This window comes from Faecalibacterium sp. An122 (genome assembly GCF_002160895.1).
Lineage (GTDB): Bacteria > Bacillota > Clostridia > Oscillospirales > Ruminococcaceae > Faecalibacterium.
Window position 1 is genome coordinate 1 of sequence record NZ_NFLL01000074.1, and the last position, 845, is coordinate 845.

The following is an 845-nucleotide window of genomic DNA, read 5'->3' on the forward strand; positions in this document are numbered from 1 at the left end:
GTGATTTACCAGACCGCCGAGGACGGGCTGGGCGATACCGTCAAGCCCCGCTTGATAGAAGCCGAAGCCGACCTTGACCGCGTGCTTGTGATTGATGAAGCCAAGCGGGAGCTTACCCTGTCCGACGAGCGCATAGAAAAGGCAATCACGCAGAACGGGGCGCGGCTGATTATCCTTGACCCCATACAGGCGTACATGGGCGAAAAGACCGACATGAACCGGGCAAACGAAGTGCGCCCCATGTTCCGCCGCCTTGCCGATGTTGCCGAGCGTACCGGGTGCGCCGTTATCCTTATCGGACACTTGAACAAAGCCGCCGGAGGGCAGAGCGCATACCGGGGATTAGGTTCTATTGACTTCCGCGCCGCAGCAAGGAGCGTCCTGCTGATCGGGCGCGTGAAGCGGGAGCCAAATGTGCGCGTTATCGTCCATGACAAATCTTCCCTTGCGCCGGAGGGCAAGCCCGTTGCTTTTTGCCTTGACCCGGAAACAGGCTTTTCATGGATAGGCGAATACGACATAACCGCCGACGAGCTGCTATCCGGCGCGGGCGGGAACACCGCCACCAAGACCGAGCAAGCCGAGAAACTGATACTTGACTTACTCGCAGACGGGAAAGAACTTGCCAGCGAGGACATTGATAAGGCCGCAGCCGAAGCCGGGATTTCTGCCCGTACCGTCCGGGCGGCAAAGAAAAACCTTGACGGGCGCATTACCTCAAAGCGTATCGGCGCGGCATGGTATCACGCCCTCAAAAAATGAAGTGGCAAAATCCAAGTGGCAAAACCCAGATACCTTGCCACTTTGCCACTTCGCCACTTCAACCCTCAACCACCGCCCCATGT

The 845-nt window shown here is 58.1% G+C and carries 1 protein-coding gene; it reads left to right on the top strand.

Features of this window, described 5'->3' with window-relative positions; translation table 11 throughout:
* The coding region (locus B5E67_RS15300; RefSeq protein WP_158098912.1) for an AAA family ATPase at positions 1–762 on the top strand (762 nt) is incomplete at its 5' end.
* Positions 763–845 lie beyond the last annotated feature (83 nt).